General features: G+C 31.1%; 13 protein-coding genes and 1 pseudogene. All 14 read right to left on the bottom strand.

Going from position 1 to position 15,090, the window contains the following annotated elements:
- Positions 1-1,613 (bottom strand): exonuclease domain-containing protein (locus tag JJE11_RS04395; protein WP_291633032.1); only part of this gene is annotated, 1,613 nt, incomplete at its 3' end.
- A 24-nt stretch (positions 1,614-1,637) separates the two neighbouring features.
- Complete coding sequence (gene ispG, locus JJE11_RS04390) at positions 1,638-2,687, bottom strand: flavodoxin-dependent (E)-4-hydroxy-3-methylbut-2-enyl-diphosphate synthase (RefSeq protein ID WP_291633031.1); 1,050 nt, start codon at positions 2,685-2,687, stop codon at positions 1,638-1,640.
- A 12-nt stretch (positions 2,688-2,699) separates the two neighbouring features.
- On the bottom strand, positions 2,700-3,731 hold the full coding sequence (gene rseP / locus JJE11_RS04385) for an RIP metalloprotease RseP (RefSeq protein ID WP_291633030.1): 1,032 nt from the start codon (positions 3,729-3,731) through the stop codon (positions 2,700-2,702).
- A 14-nt stretch (positions 3,732-3,745) separates the two neighbouring features.
- A complete protein-coding gene (dxr, locus tag JJE11_RS04380; protein WP_291633029.1) occupies positions 3,746-4,906 on the bottom strand; it encodes a 1-deoxy-D-xylulose-5-phosphate reductoisomerase in 1,161 nt (386 codons plus the stop codon).
- 459 nt (positions 4,907-5,365) lie between these two features.
- The gene (locus tag JJE11_RS04375) at positions 5,366-6,172 is read right to left on the bottom strand and encodes a phosphatidate cytidylyltransferase (protein WP_291633028.1); all 807 of its coding nucleotides are present in this window, start codon (positions 6,170-6,172) and stop codon (positions 5,366-5,368) included.
- Positions 6,173-6,183: 11 nt separating this feature from the next.
- A complete protein-coding gene (locus JJE11_RS04370; protein WP_291633034.1) occupies positions 6,184-6,888 on the bottom strand; it encodes an isoprenyl transferase in 705 nt (234 codons plus the stop codon).
- A gap of 144 nt (positions 6,889-7,032) precedes the next feature.
- Positions 7,033-7,590 carry a ribosome recycling factor gene (gene frr / locus JJE11_RS04365; RefSeq protein ID WP_291633027.1) on the bottom strand — a complete coding sequence of 186 codons (558 nt, stop codon included), beginning with the start codon at positions 7,588-7,590 and terminating at the stop codon, positions 7,033-7,035.
- Positions 7,591-7,605: 15 nt separating this feature from the next.
- Positions 7,606-8,334 (bottom strand): UMP kinase, encoded by a 729-nt coding sequence (pyrH, locus tag JJE11_RS04360; RefSeq protein ID WP_291633026.1) that lies wholly within the window; start codon positions 8,332-8,334, stop codon positions 7,606-7,608.
- A 71-nt stretch (positions 8,335-8,405) separates the two neighbouring features.
- Entirely contained in the window at positions 8,406-9,326 is a 921-nt protein-coding gene (gene tsf, locus JJE11_RS04355; protein ID WP_291633025.1) for a translation elongation factor Ts, read from the bottom strand.
- 112 nt (positions 9,327-9,438) lie between these two features.
- The gene (gene rpsB / locus JJE11_RS04350) at positions 9,439-10,140 is read right to left on the bottom strand and encodes a 30S ribosomal protein S2 (protein ID WP_291633024.1); all 702 of its coding nucleotides are present in this window, start codon (positions 10,138-10,140) and stop codon (positions 9,439-9,441) included.
- Positions 10,141-10,409: 269 nt separating this feature from the next.
- Complete coding sequence (gene codY, locus JJE11_RS04345; RefSeq protein WP_291633033.1) at positions 10,410-11,186, bottom strand: GTP-sensing pleiotropic transcriptional regulator CodY; 777 nt, start codon at positions 11,184-11,186, stop codon at positions 10,410-10,412.
- A 223-nt stretch (positions 11,187-11,409) separates the two neighbouring features.
- Entirely contained in the window at positions 11,410-13,521 is a 2,112-nt protein-coding gene (gene topA / locus JJE11_RS04340; protein WP_291633023.1) for a type I DNA topoisomerase, read from the bottom strand.
- A gap of 47 nt (positions 13,522-13,568) precedes the next feature.
- Positions 13,569-14,654 (bottom strand): DNA-processing protein DprA, encoded by a 1,086-nt coding sequence (gene dprA, locus JJE11_RS04335; protein WP_291633022.1) that lies wholly within the window; start codon positions 14,652-14,654, stop codon positions 13,569-13,571.
- A 51-nt stretch (positions 14,655-14,705) separates the two neighbouring features.
- Positions 14,706-15,090, bottom strand: a pseudogene (locus JJE11_RS04330) (magnesium chelatase); the annotation flags it as partial.

The raw sequence follows: 15,090 nt of genomic DNA, 5'->3' as shown, positions 1-15,090 counted from the left end.
CCAAACTTCAAATTCAGCCTCTCTGAATTTTTCTTGATAAAAGATGCATCAAATTCAGCATTATGGGCTACAACCACACTACCACTTGCAAAGTCTAAAAACTTAGGAAGTATTTCCTCAATAGATCCAGCACCTGCCACCATATCATTAGTAATTCCAGTTAGTTCTGTAATTTTATAAGGTATGTCCATTCTTGGATTTACAAATTCATTAAATCTATCTACTATTTTCCCATTTTCGATTTTAACTGCACCAATTTCAGTTATTCTATCATTTTCACTTGAAAGCCCGGTTGTTTCTAAATCAAAAACTACAAAACAAGAATCTATATTTTCATTATGGTTATTGATAGTTATGGGTTGTCCATCATCTACTAGGTAACCCTCTACACCATATATAACCTTTATTTTATGCTTTTTAGCAGCATCCATAGCTTCTGGGAACGCTTGAACAACGCCGTGATCAGTTATAGCTACCGCACTATGTCCCCAGCTAGCGGCTCTTTCAACAAGTTTGGATGCTGGACTTATACCATCCATTGTACTCATTTGTGTGTGCAAATGAAGTTCAACTCTTTTCTCGCCTGAAGTATCCATTCTCTCTATTTTTTTAAGTTTTACTATATCCCTTGCCATTACAACAACTTCTCTTGCATAGGTATCGTAACTTGCCTCTCCACGCACCTTACAGTAAAGTCCTACTTTAATTTCGTCCATTATCTTTTCTACATCTTTAGGTTTCGGAAAACATTTCACAGTAATTGAGCTTAAATAATCTGTAATATAAAATGTAATAATAATTCTGCCAGTTTTTGTTTCAATAATCTTAATTTTAAAAATATCTCCACAGATGCTTACTATTCCTGAAGCTTCATCTATCTCGCTTATTTCTATAGTCTCACCTTTTATATTTCTTCCCATTATAGTGTTTTCATCAGCAGCTTCATCTTTTCTATAAGCTGGCCTTGTAAATTTATTTGTTTTATCATTACTTTCATTATTACTTTGAGGTTTATCTTTCTTTTCAGTATTAATATTACCAATAATTTCCTTTATTATAACTTCATTTTCCTTTTCTTTTTTACCAAAATAGTCTTCAGTCGAAAGTTCACTATTATGTTCTAATTTAACTACTGAATTAATTCCAAACATATCATTTACAGTATTTTTTATAAGAACTTCTATGTTTTTATCCCTTAATATTTTGCACATAAAATCATTACCACACTGTATTTTAAGCATTCCATTTTCAATTATCCTAGAAGATTTAAGTAGACTATCCTTACTTGAGGGTTGTGATGTTGCTATTACATTTACCACATCAAGCCAAAACTTATCCTTTACATCTTCTATAGTAGCATCTGATACATCTTTGTAACAAACTAACTGTATATCATTTAGATTTATATCACTAGAACCACATAATCGCTTTGAAATTATATTTTTGATTAGTATCTTTTTATTATCGTTAATATCCTCAAAAGATTTTATAAGCACCCTTAATTTGTTGCTTTTTTTAAGATATTGAACTCTAATCACCTTAATGTCATCTTCTAATGTTTCTTCATTTAAATTAAATTCATTTTTAAGCATCTCAGCTAAACTGGCATTCATTAGTATTCCTCCTGATAAGCCATTTTATAGTTTCTCTATCTCCTGAAGCAGTTCATCCACTAAATCTTCTTCCTTAACAGTTTTAATTATTTCGCCCTTTTTAAATATAAGACCGACTCCATTACCGCCAGCGATTCCAATATCAGCTTCTCTTGCTTCACCTGGTCCGTTAACTACGCATCCCATTATTGCAATCTTTATATTTTTTTTACAAAATTCTAATCTTTTTTCTACTTCATTTGCAATTTTAATAAGATTAATTTGAGTTCTGCCACAAGTTGGACATGATACAAATTTAATTCCATCATCTCTATAACCTAAAGATTTTAGAATTTCTATGCCTACTTTAACCTCGTCTACTACATCCCCAGTTAGTGATACCCTTATAGTATCTCCAATACCGCAAGCTAAAAGTGCTCCAATGCCTACACTTGACTTAATTGTTCCTCTCCATGTAGTTCCAGCCTCAGTAACACCGAGATGCAGTGGATAATCTACTTTACCTGATATTAATTTGTAACTTTCGATCATCATAACTACATCTGACGATTTTATAGAAATAACTATATCATAAAAGTTTAAACTTTCTAATATTTCAACATGCCTTAATGCACTCTCAACTAGCGCCTGCGCACATACATGGCCATATTTTTGAAGAATATCCTTTTCTAGCGACCCTGAATTCACACCGATTCTAATGGGAATACCCTTGACTTTAGCTGCATCTGCAACTAATTTTATTTTATCAGTGCTTCCAATATTACCTGGGTTGATTCTTAATTTAGATATTCCATTCTCAATAGATTTTAAAGCTAACCGATAATCAAAGTGAATATCTGCAACTAGAGGTATGTGGATTCTTTTCACGATATCTTTAATAGCCACAGCTGCTAGCATATCTGGCACTGCACATCGTACAATGTCGCAACCTGCCTTTTCTAATTGAAGAATTTGATTTACCGTAGCCTCCACATCTCTTGTATCTGTACTTGTCATTGACTGCACCGTTATCAATGAATCTCCACCTATATATATATTACCAATTTTAATCTTCCTTGTTTCTTTTAATTTCACAGTGTTCATCTCCTAGAATTTCATTGGACTAACTATATCCTTAACGACTATAAACACCATAAATGCCATTATAATCATAAATCCAATATAATTTACAAATCCAACTTTCTTATCATCCAATTTTTTGCCTGATATAATTTCAAATAACAGCATAAAAATCCATCCTCCATCTAGTGCTGGAAAAGGTAATATATTCAATATCCCTAGTTGCACACTGAGCATTGCTGTCAACATCATTAAATTTATTATTCCAGTTTGTGCTGCCATTGTTGAAATTCTAATTATACTTATAGGTCCTCCTACATCATTAACAGAAACTTTCCCGTGAAACAAGCTCCCCAAAAATTCGAAAATTAGTTTTGATGTGGTAATAGTTTGAGTAAATCCATAACTTACGACTTCGCCAAAGTTCATTTTTTCTTGTGTACCACCTATTCCTACCATAAATCTATTTTGTTCTACATTTTTAATGGGCTTCAAGGAAAATGTTTTCACCTCTGAATTTCTCACTATTTCAATACTTATATTTTCCCCTTTAGAAACACCAATTTCATTTATAAATTGCTCCCATTTGTCTATACTAACTTCATTAACCTTAGTAATTTTGTCTCCAACTTGCATACCAGCTTTCATAGCCGCACCACTTGGGACTATTTCCCCTATTACTGGGACTATTTTCCCTGATGCAGCGCCTATAATAGCAAATAAAACCACTGCCAATATTATATTCATAATTGCACCAGCAGAAACTATGCTTAATTTTTGAACTGCAGTTTTATTATTGAAAGCTCTTGGATCATTACTTCCTTCATCTTCACCTTCCATCTTAACATACCCACCAACAGGAAATGCTTTAATCAAATACTCTGTTTCCTTGCCTTTAATACTAAAAAGCTTAGGTCCCATTCCGAGTGAAAATTCATGAACTTTTACCCCATTTAGTTTGGCTAACATAAAATGACCTAATTCATGTATTATAATCAGAAGACTAAATGCTAATATAGCCATTATATAATATGGTATATTTGTTATAATACTACTCATAATAATTCCCCTCCCTATTCTTTATCATAATTGTCTCTTATATATTCTCTTACCTTTATATCAATTTCCAAAATTTCTTCTAGACTAGGATTAATAAAATGCTCAAATTTATTCATGCATTTTTCTATAATATCCTCTATTTCAAGATACTTAATTTTGCAATCCAAAAACAATTCAACAGCTACTTCATTAGCAGCATTCATTATAGCAGGCATATTCCCACCCATTTTTCCTGCTTTATAGGCAAATCCAAGACATTTGAACGTATCAATATCTGGTTTTTCGAAAGTCAAATTACCCATATTATAAAAATCTAATTTATTAATAACAGCATTATTTCTTACAGGGTAGTTTATAGCATATTGAATAGGAAGTCTCATGTCAGCAGAACTAAGTTGTGCCATTATACTTCCATCTATATACTCTACCATAGAATGTACTATACTTTGAGGATGAACCACTACTTGAATGTTTTCATAATCTACCCCAAATAACCAGTGTGCCTCTATAACCTCGAGCCCCTTATTCATAAGCGTTGATGAATCTATAGATATTTTTTTACCCATATTCCATTTAGGGTGTTTAAGTGCCTCCAATGGTTTAATTTCTGTTAATTGTTTCCTGTTTTTACCTCTAAACGGACCACCTGATGCAGTTAATATTATTTTTTTAACATATTCTAACTTATTACCTTGCAGACATTGAAAAATCGCACCATGTTCTGAATCAACTGGTAAAATTCTTACATTGTTTTTTTTCGCAGCATCCATAATAAGGCTACCAGCTACAACTAGTGTTTCTTTATTAGCTAAAGCAATATCTTTTCCAGAATGTATGGCTTTTAGAGTTGGCACGAGGCCTATCATCCCCACAACTGATGTTACCACGATATCAACTTCTGGAAGTGTACTTATGTAATTTAACCCTTCCAATCCCTGCAAGATTTCCGTCGGATATTTTTTCAACATACAATGTTTTTTAAGTTTCACTGAAGCTTCTTCGTCCATCATAGCAACATATTTAGGTTTAAATTCCTCTATGATTGGTATAATTTTTTCACAATTAGTGTTAGCAGAAATTGCAACAATTTCAAAATTGTCCATATCCATTCGTATAACATCTAAAGTCTGAGTTCCTATTGACCCAGTAGCTCCCAAAATAGTAACTTTTTTCATGCAATCTCCCCATTCCTGTATATCTATGATTTATATTTTATATGCTATCAAAGTTCAAAATACTTGAAATCTCTCTTTTGTCCTTTGATAATCATTAAAGAATTCTCTCATATTTTCTTTAGTAATTGATTCTTCCACAGCATTTAATATAACATATTTATCTACTAAAATAAAGCAATTGTAAATATTTTCAATTACTTATTCTTTCCATAATTATCATGTAATATCCCCTTTGTAAAAAACTCAACTTTATTAAAATAGTAAAAGTATAGTTTTATTTTCTAATTAAATTAATTATAATGCTATAATATATTATATTCATTAATCAACGTAGATATTAATATAGAGTACAACAATTTCACACCAAATTATTGTCGTGCACTCTGATCAATATACTCACTAAAGATACATTCAAATAAGTTGTTTTTTATTTGAATGTATCTTTAGCAATATAAAAATTTATATTCCTATTATAAATGTAATATAATAAAATGCTACCACCGACACAAAGAGGATACTATCAAACCTATCTAAAATTCCGCCATGGCCTGGTATAAGACTACTATAATCTTTCGCTCCTACAAACCTTTTAATAGATGACGCAATTAAATCTCCAAATTGTCCAAAAACACCACAAAGAACGCCAATTATAGCATAATGATATAACTCTATAGGCACCCCATATTTAGAAATAGCATAGCCATAGATTGTGCATCCTATAGTACTTCCGAGCAGTCCTCCTACTGATCCCTCAATCGTTTTATTAGGGCTAACTTTAGGGCATAGCTTATGTTTACCACCTTTGCCTAAGAACCTTCCTGAATAGTAAGCTGATGTATCACAAACCCATGAACAAATAAATATAATCCATACTAAATATTGACCGTAGGTTTTAGTGTTTATAAACACTATAAAACTAAAAAATACTGCCACATATAAAAAACCAAATATTGTGATGGCCACATCTACAAAGTTATAATTTGTATAAAGCACAGGAACACATAATAGCAAGAAAATTGCTGCTATTAAAATATTTATATTAAAACTTGATGAAAAATCGTTCCCCATATTCAAATAATACACTATACATAAAATATATCCAATAAGTCCAATTGGCTTGTAATGTTTTTTCCTTGAAACTTTGTAAAATTCATACATACCCAAAAGTGACAGTACCATTACACTATATTTTAAATATTCCCCACCTAAAAACAAAAATACTATTAACGGTGTTAGAACAAGTGCCCCTATATATCTACTATTCATAATTTTCTCCCCTATTTAACCTTTCCAAATCTTCTATCTCTTTTTTGATAATCAGCTATTGCAATTCTCAACTCATTCTCATTAAAATCCGGCCAATTAATATCTGAAAACCAAAATTCTGAGTATGCGCTCTGCCACAGTAAAAAATTGCTTAATCTTAATTCACCGCTTGGCCTTATTATAAGATCTGGATCCGGCATTTCTCTTGTATACATATATGTCGAAAATAGCTCTTCCGTTATATCATCTTTAGATATCTTATTGTTAATTAAATCTAAAGAAATTTCTTTTACAGCCTCTACTATTTCGTTTCTTCCACCATAATTTAAAGCTAGATTTAAAATTAGCCCCTTATTATTCTTTGTTTTTTCATAAGCAGAATTTAATTCTACTTTGCAAATCTGTGGTAATTTTGATATGTCACCAATAGAACTAATAACAACATCATTGGCGTCTAATTCCTCGAACTCATTTTTTAAATATTCTACTAATAATTTCATTAGAGAGTCCACTTCTTGTATAGGTCTATTCCAATTTTCAGTTGAAAATGCATATAATGTTAAATATTTCACCCCTAATTTATTACATTCTTTTACAATTTTTCTTATAGCTTCTACCCCTGCCTTATGTCCAAGTGCTCTCGGCAATTTATGTCCTTTAGCCCATCTTCCATTTCCATCCATTATAATCGCAATATGCTCAGGTATTTTGGACATATCTAAATAAAAATCATTACCTAAATCTTTATTTTTTTTTAAAAAAGCAAATAACCTTCCCAATAAAATTCTCTCCTTTTTATTAGTTATAGTATAATTTTAAATAGAACCTGCATAACTGCAGGTTCTATTTAAAATTATAAACTAAACTTTCATTATTTCTTTTTCTTTAGTTTCTAGTAATTTATCTACTTCTTTAATAAATTTATCTGTTTCTTTTTGGATGATATCCTCTGATTTTTTGGCTTCATCATCCGTTACTTCACTACTTTTTTTCAAAGCTTTAATTTTATCATTAGCTTCACGCCTAATAGATCTTATAGCTACTTTTACATCTTCTCCAGTTTTCTTAACATTCTTAATCAAATTTTTTCTTGTTTCTTCAGTAAGCTCAGGAATAATTAATCTAATTGAAGAACCATCATTTGATGGGTTTAATCCTAAATCTGATTTCAATATAGCCTTTTCTACATCTTTCATAGAAGATTTATCCCATGGCTGAATAAGTAACACTCTAGCCTCTGGTGCTGAAATGTTTGCTAGCTGACTGAGTGGCATAAGACTACCATAACATTCAACTTGAATCCTATCTAACATTGAAGGATTTGCTCTTCCCGCCTTCATACTTGCAAGTTCATGTTTTAAAACAGTAATAGACTTGTTCATTTTTTCATCAGCAATACTAATAATTTTATTAATCATAGAATTCCCTCCATATTATTCTGCTACTTTAGTAGAAGCAGATACTAAAGTACCAATTTTTTCTCCCAAAATTGCTTTTTTTATATTCTCAGGTTTATCAAGTCCAAAAACTAATATAGGTATATTGTTGTCCATACATAATGATGTAGCAGTTGAATCCATAACTTGAAGCCCTTTTGCAAGCACATCAATATAAGTTAACTTATCAAATTTCTTTGCATCATCATACTTATGAGGATCCTTATCATAAACTCCATCAACTTTTTTAGCAAGCAGGATCACTTCAGCTTCTATTTCCGCTGCTCTAAGTGCTGCTGTTGTGTCTGTTGAGAAATATGGATTGCCTGTACCAGCTGCGAATATAACAACTCTACCTTTTTCCAAATGTCTCATAGCTCTTCTTCTTATAAATGGTTCTGCTACTTCCTTCATTTCAATGGCAGTTTGTACTCTAGTATTTACGCCTTGATTTTCTAGTGAATCTTGTAGTGCTAATGCATTAATACAAGTGGCCATCATTCCCATATAATCTGCAGTAGTCCTGTCCATACCTTCGCCACTTCTACCACGCCATATATTTCCACCGCCAACAACTATTCCTATTTCAACACCTAACTTAACCAATTCTTTTATTTGAAGTGCTATCTCATTTGTAATTTCAAAATCTATTCCAAATCCTTGCACGCCAGCTAGAGCTTCACCAGAAATCTTTAACATAATTCTTTTGTATTTAGCAACCTCCATAAACATTATACCTCCATATTTAAAGTATTACTTATTTTAAAAAAGAGAACACACTGTGTTCCCTTCAATTATTATTTACCTTGCACTTGTCTTTTAACTTCTTCAGCAAAGTTTTCTTCCTTCTTTTCTATACCTTCTCCTCTTTCAAATCTTATAAATCTTGTTACTTTTATATCAGCACCAAGTTTTTTAGATTCTTCCTGAAGATATTTTGTAATAGTATAGTCTGCGTTTTTAACCCAAATTTGTTCAAGCAAACAAACTTCTTTATAATATTTATTAACTCTTCCCATAACCATTTTTTCAACAATTTTTTCTGGTTTGCCTTCGTTTAAAGCCTGAACTCTGTATATTTCTTTTTCTTTTTCTAAAGTTTCATTATCAACACAAGTATTATCTAAGAATAAAGGACTAGCAGCCGCAATTTGCATTGCAACATCTTTAGCAATCTTAATTAATACATCATCTTGTTTCTCGCATGCTAGTTCTACTAAAACGCCTATTCTTCCGCCACCATGGATATAACTTTGAACTATACCATTTTCAATAGAGAATTTTTGAAATCTTCTTACTGACATGTTCTCGCCCAATTTTGCTATTAAAGCTGTAACCGCATCAGTAACAGTTATTGCTCCATCGGCTATGTATTTTTCAGAAGCAAATTCATCAATAGTAGTTGAATTAGTTTGTGATGCTTGCTTAGCTGTATTTGTTGCTAAAGCAACAAAATCTTTATTATCAGCAACAAAGTCTGTTTCACAGTTAACTTCTACAATAGATCCAACTTTCATATCTTCTGAAATATATGTGCATACTAAACCTTCTGCAGCTATTCTTCCAGATTTTTTTGCAGCAGCTGCCAATCCTTTTTCTCTTAAAAGTTCTATAGCTTTATCTAAATCACCAGCTGTCTCAGTTAAAGCTCTTTTGCAATCCATCATTCCAGCTCCGGTTCTTTCTCTTAACTCTTTAACCATGCTTGCACTAATCATTATTATTTCCTCCTATTCCTATCTAATTTAAAAGGTAAATGAAAGAATTACCTTCCACCTACCCCTTAAATATCATTTCAATAATTTTCTTATTGCATAAATACAATTACTATTATTCAGCTAATTGTTCGCCTTGTCTTCCTTCTATAATAGCATCTGCTAGTCTTTCAGTTATTAATTTAACTGCTCTTATAGCATCATCGTTACCTGGAATTACATAATCAACTTCATCTGGATCACAGTTTGTGTCAACTATTGCTATTACAGGAATTCCAAGAATTTTAGCTTCAGAAATTGCATTCTTTTCTTTTCTTGGGTCTACAATAAATAGAGCTCCAATTTTGTTTGCATCCATATTTCTAATTCCGCCCAAATTCTTTTCTAATTTTTCTCTTTCATTTAGAAGGTGACTAACTTCTTTTTTAGGAAGGACTTCAAAAATTCCATCTTCTTCCATCTTGAATAATGATTCTAATCTTGCTATTCTTGTTTTGATTGTTTTAAAGTTTGTTAGCATTCCGCCTAACCATCTATTGTTTACAAAATGCATTCCTGCTCTTACAGATTCAAATTTAATAGCTTCTTGAGCTTGCTTTTTTGTTCCTACAAATAGAACATCCTTGCCTTCTTCAGATACAGATTTGATAAAATCATATGCCTCATCGATTTTTCTAACTGTCTTTTGTAAATCGATAATGTATATACCGTTTCTTTCTGTAAATATGTACGGAGCCATTTTAGGATTCCATCTTCTAGTTTGGTGTCCAAAATGAACACCTGCCTCTAATAATTGTTTCATTGAAATAACTGCCATTAATAATAACCTCCTTGGTTTTTACCTCCATTACCATCATCTTATCGAAGAACCTCTATAGGAACCCTCCAATAATTAAGTAATGTGTGTATTTTCTTACCTGTGTAGTATATCATAAGGTAAAAATGTATTCAATAAAAAAATTAATTAAATTAAAAACTTTTAATTCTATTAAAAGAATACATATTAATTAATATTCTCATTTCATACATATTTATACATTACAAGTTGAAGAAAAATATGGTAGAGCAATATTGCTCTACCATATTTTATTTGATTTTCTTAAGTTCATCCATAAGTTTCTCATTTAATATTTTAATATGAGTACCTTTCATTCCAAGTGATCGTGATTCTATTACTCCTGCACTTTCAAATTTTCTAAGTGCATTAACTATAACAGATCTTGTTATTCCAACTTTATCTGCAATTCTAGATGCTACTAATAGTCCTTCACTACCATCTAATTCATTGAAAATATGTTGTACAGCTTCGAGCTCCGAATACGATAATGTTCCAATAGCAAGTTGTACTACTGCTTTCTTTCTCGCTTCTTCTTCTATCAAATCATTTTTGGCTCTCAAGATTTCAAGACCAACTATAGTAGCGCTATATTCAACTAAAACTAAATCGTCATCAGTAAAATCCTTATCAAATCTTGCAAGTAAAAGAGTACCTAATCTTTCTCTATTTCCATTTATTGGTACAATCGTTGATCCTTTGTTTTCCATGTCACACTTTTTATTATCATGGAATACGCAAATACCTTTGTTGGTAAGATTAGCTTTTGTTTCATTAATATTTAGTAATTTACTATTATATTCTTCTGGGAACCTCATATTTTTTATAACTTCATCTTTTACAATATCACACTCAAATCCACTTGATAAATCATAACCCAATATTTTCCCTTTTCTACTAATAATATATACATTACATTGCAATACATCGCTTAATAAATTACAAATATCATCGAAAACTACTGGCTCTGTTCCTGATTTTTGCAAGATCTTATTTAACATTCTCGTTTTTTCTAATAATGACACAATATTCCTCCTCATTTATATTCTATAACAACCTATATTATTTAATCCAATTCACAAAGCTACTTTGCTTTAGTATTGGTAAAATTCAAAATATTTCAAATTTTTAGAATCCTTCCTTCTCTAGTTTATAATATCACAACATAACTGCGATATCAACAGTGATTTCATAAATTTCGACAAAATGCTTATGAAATTTTCGTGAATTGTTTGAATTAACATATTAGTTTTACTTTTCTTCACTCTTTTCTTCAATATTTTCTTCTGCTTTGTATTCCTTATGTTTACATTCCTTGTTAGAACATTCCATATAATCGCCTTTAGTTTTACTATACCTCTTTAACATATAGGTACCGCAGATATCACATTTTATTTCTGTTGGCTCAAACCAACTTACGAAATCACACTTTGGATAATTACTACATCCGAAAAATTTAGTGCCTTTTTTACTTCTTCGTTCTAGCACTTTCCCACCACATTTAGGGCAAGGAACTTCGAGCTCTTTAGTAATAGCTTTTGTGTTTTTGCATTCTGGATAGCCAGGACATGCTAAGAAATCACCAAATCTGCCATGCTTTATTACCATGAACTTTCCACATTTATCACATTCAACTTCTGTAACTTCATCTTCAATTGTGATTTTAGCTATCTCTTTCTCCGCAATCTCTATATCTGCTTTCAATGGAGTAAAAAATTCATTAACTATGTTTTGCCATTTTTCTTGCCCTTCTTCTATAACATCTAAATTATTCTCCATTTGTGCGGTGAATTCAACATCCACTATCTGCTTAAAATATTCACTTACAATGTTATTTACTATATGACCCAGTTCTGTTACTTCCAATATTTTTTTATCTTTTTCTACATATCTTCTATTAAGTAGAGTTGAAATAATTGGCGCATAAGTACTAGGTCTGCCTATACCATTTTCTTCTAAGGATTTCACTAGAGATGCCTCTGAAAATTTTGCAGGTGGCTGAGTAAAATGCTGTTTCCCTTCAGTTTTTTCACTTTGTAGAATATCACCTTCACTCAATTCTGGAATTTTCAATGTATTTTCTTCTTCGTCCAAATCCTCATCATAAATCTTTCTGAATCCATCAAAAAATACTTTAGATCCTGATGCCTTAAGCATATAATCTCCATTTTCTATGTCAATTGATATAGTGTGTAGTAAACATGCTTCCATTTGGCTTGCTACATATCTATTCCAAATCAATGTATATAGCTTGTATTGTGGAGCTTTAAGAGTTTTTTTCGCTATTTCTGGCGTTATTTCAACATATGAAGGTCTAATAGCTTCATGAGCATCTTGTATATTTTTTTTACTTTTAAATACTCTAGGAGTACTCGGATAGTATTGTTCCCCATACTTACTGCAAATAAGATCTTTTGCATTCATTTGGGCTTCTTCAGATATTCTCGTGGAATCAGTTCTCATATATGTAATTAAACCTACTGTTCCATGTCCTTCTATATCCATACCTTCATATAATTGTTGCGCAATAGACATAGTTCTTTTAGTTGCAAAATTAAGTTTTCTATATGCATCTTGCTGAAGCGTACTTGTTATGAATGGAGGCAGTGGATTTTTACTCTTTGATGATTTCTTTATCTTTCTTATAACGAATTCTTTTTCGTTAAGTGCATTAATAACAATATCACTTTCTTCTTTAGAATTCATTTCAACTTTTTCCTTGCCTTTAGACATCAACTTAACATTTAACTTCTGAGCCTCTCCTTCTTTGGATAGCTCGCATTCTATAGTCCAATACTCTTTTATTATGAATTCTTCTATTTCCTTTTGTCTGTCACAGATTATTTTAAGCGTAACTGATTGAACTCGTCCTGCACTAAGTCCCCATTTAACTTTTCTCCAAAGTATAGGACTAATCTCATACCCAACTAATCTATCAAGTACACGTCTTGCTTGTTGGGCATCTACAAGAGTTGCGTTTATTACTCTTGGAGATTTTATGGCTTTTTTAACAGCTGTTTTGGTTATCTCATTAAATTCTATTCTGCACTTATCTTTTTCATCTATTTTCAATGCTTTTGCTAAATGCCACGCTATAGCTTCGCCTTCTCTATCAGGGTCAGTTGCCAGATAAATTTTATCGCTTTTTTTTGCTTCTTTCCTTAGTTTCGAAAGGAGTTCTCCCTTACCACGGATAGTTATATATTTAGGTTCATAATTGTTTTCTATGTCAACCCCCAATTGGCTTTTTGGCAAGTCTCTAACATGTCCCATGGACGCTTCTACTACATAATTGCTACCTAAATACTTTTTTATAGTTTTAGCTTTTGCAGGTGATTCAACTATAACAAGTTTTTGTCCCATCTTATCCCCTCCATCAATGTATTCTAATATATTTAATTTATATTTCTTTATATTTTGTCATTTGCTCTTACATAATAGTTTCCTGATAGACATAATATTTGATTTTTTATCTGCATTTCAAATAATACCTCATATAATTGTTTTATGTCAATGCTAGTTATTCTAATAATATCATTAATATGTAATGGACTATCATTTATAATACCATATATCACTTCATGAATTTTGGTATTAAAAGACTTTTCAGTAGTAGTATTTTTTACTTTTTTTATATCTATTCCCATTAAATCAAATATATCATTAGAACAAGTTAGTGGAAACGCTCCATCCTTAATTAATTTATTTGTTCCTTTACTTTCAAATGAAAATATAGAACCTGGAACAGCCATAACATCCTTACCTTGTTCAAGTGCCAAATTTGCAGTAATTAATGAACCACTTTTTTCACCAGCCTCCACTACAATAATAATTTCACTAAGAGCACTTATTATTCTGTTCCTTAGAGGAAAGTTATAAGCATATGGCTGTGTGCCAGGTAAAAATTCTGAAATAACACAACCCCGCTCGACTATCTTATTGAAAAGCTTCAAGTTTTCTCTAGGATAAACTACATCTATTCCAGAGCCTAAAACTGCACAAGTATATCCTTCATTATCCAAACAACTCTCATGTGCAAAAGTATCAATACCCTTAGCCATTCCACTAATAATATTAATATTATTAGTGGATAAATCTGAGCATATAATTTTAGTTGCATCCTTACCGTAATTTGAATATTTTCTTGATCCCACTATAGAAATATTATATCCCTCATTTAATGGCAATATGTTTCCTTTGTAAAATAACGTAAATGGTGCATCATCATAATTTTTTAATTTACTAGGATATTCGTCTTCGTAATATTGGATTGTTTTTATTTCATTAGCCTCTAAGTTTCTTTTTACCTTAGCAATTTCGTCAATGTTCCAAGCATTAGTCAACACGTCTATTAAAGTATTCTTAAAATATTCTGTTTTTTTATTATGTACACCATAATACCATATTTGCTGTGTGCTATGGAAATCATTTATTAATTTCAGTTTATTTCTAGGGGATAATTTAACTAAAGAAAACCATATATCATAATCATTCATTCTTTTTACTATACCTCCACTACCATAATTTTTATTTTTAACAATTAATAATTAAACTATCCGCTCATCTATATATTTTCTATATTGCATAGCTTCAATTATATGTTTATTTATGATGTTTTCACTTCCATCTAAGTCTGCAATAGTCCTAGCTACCTTAAGGATTCTAGAATATGCTCTTGAACTTAGCTTGAATTTATTATACATTAATTCCATAATTCTACTAGTCTTATTATCTAAATGACAATATCTTTTAATTAGTTTTTGACTCATCTCTGCATTGCAGTTTATTTCTTCCGCACTAAATCTTTTCTCTTGAATATCTCTCGCTGCTTCTACTCTTTTTTTAATAACATTAGATTTTTCACTATTTTCCCCATTAGCAATTTTATTGTAAGGCATAGAGTTTACCGCTGTAAATATATCAATTCGGTTT

The sequence above is a fragment of the Clostridium sp. genome (assembly GCF_016650095.1).
Taxonomy (GTDB): domain Bacteria; phylum Bacillota; class Clostridia; order Clostridiales; family Clostridiaceae; genus Clostridium_AD.
The sequence above is the reverse complement of the archived record's forward strand: the minus strand, read 5'-3'. Positions and strand labels throughout refer to the sequence as shown.